At 73.5% G+C, this 1,292-nt stretch carries 1 pseudogene; it reads left to right on the forward strand.

The features are described from left to right. Nucleotides 1–183 precede the first annotated feature (183 nt). Nucleotides 184–1,292 (forward strand): annotated as a pseudogene (locus AOK18_RS30000) (PD40 domain-containing protein); the annotation flags it as partial.

Genomic DNA, 1,292 nt, shown 5'->3' on the forward strand with positions numbered 1-1,292 from the left:
ATCCCCGCACGGGGCCGCCCACGCGGTTTCGCGGGCGGCCCCGTGCGGGGATCCGTACACGACGAATGTACCCGGGGCCTTAAAGGAACGAAACCGTTTCGTACGTGTGCTGGGTCACGTCCGGGGATCCGCCCCGGTTCCACACGAGTTGCTGCGGTCCGTCCCCCGGAAAAGCATGGGGTGGTGAGCTATCTGCGCCTGCCCCACCTCAACGGCGGCCTGCTGTGCTTCGTGGCCGAGGACGATCTCTGGCTCGCCCCCCTCGACCCACCGGGGGGCCGGGCCTGGCGGCTCACCGTCGACCGCACCAAACTCGGCCACCCCCGCTTCTCCCCCGACGGCCGCCACATCGCGTACACGAGCTGGCGCAGCCTCGCCCCCGAGATCCACCTGGTCCCCGTGGACGGCGGTCCCGGACGCCGGCTCACCTACTGGGGCACCTCCGACACCCGGGTCTGCGGCTGGGCTCCCCCGAACGGGGACGTGGACGCCGAGATCCTGGCCGTCGCCTCGCACGGCGAACCGTTCTCGTACTTCACCTGGTCCTACAAGCTCTCCACCGACGGCAGTCCGGGCCGCAAACTGCCCTGGGGCCCGGTGACCGACCTCCAGGTCGCCGACGTCGGCGGGGAACGGCGGACCCTGCTGCTCACCGGCACCCCGCCGCACGAACCGGCCTCCTGGAAGCGGTACCGGGGCGGGGCGACGGGCAGGCTGTGGCTGCACGGACGGCGGCTGCTCGGCGGGACGGCGGAGGGGACGGACGGGGCGGGAGAGGCCGCGGGCGGCATCGACGGGCACCTGCACTCCCCGATGTTCGTCGGCGGCCGGATCGCCTTCCTCTCCGACCACGAGGGCGTCGGCAACCTGTACTCCGTGGCGTACGACGGCTCCGACCTGCGCCGTCACACCGATCACGACGCGTTCTACGCCCGCCACGCCTCCAGCGACGGCAGCCGGGTCGTCTACCAGTGCGCCGGTGACCTGTGGATCGTCGACGACCTGTCCCCCGGCTCCGTGCCGCGCCGGCTCGACGTCACGCTGAGCGGGCCGCGGGCGGGACGGCGGCGCTACCAGGTGCCCGCCGCCCACCACCTGGACGGCGTCTCCGTGGACGAGACGGGCCGGGCCAGTGCCGTCGTCGTACGCGGCAGCCTGTACTGGCTCACCCACCGCGACGGCCCCGCCCGCACCCTCGCCGACACGCCGGGCGTACGGGTGCGGGCGGGGCCGTCGCGGTGGGTGAGCCAGTACAGGCTGCCGCGTACGACGACGGCACTGGCCCGGCCCGT

This window comes from Streptomyces prasinopilosus, assembly GCF_001419695.1.
In the GTDB taxonomy this organism is placed as follows: Bacteria; Actinomycetota; Actinomycetes; order Streptomycetales; family Streptomycetaceae; genus Streptomyces; species Streptomyces prasinopilosus.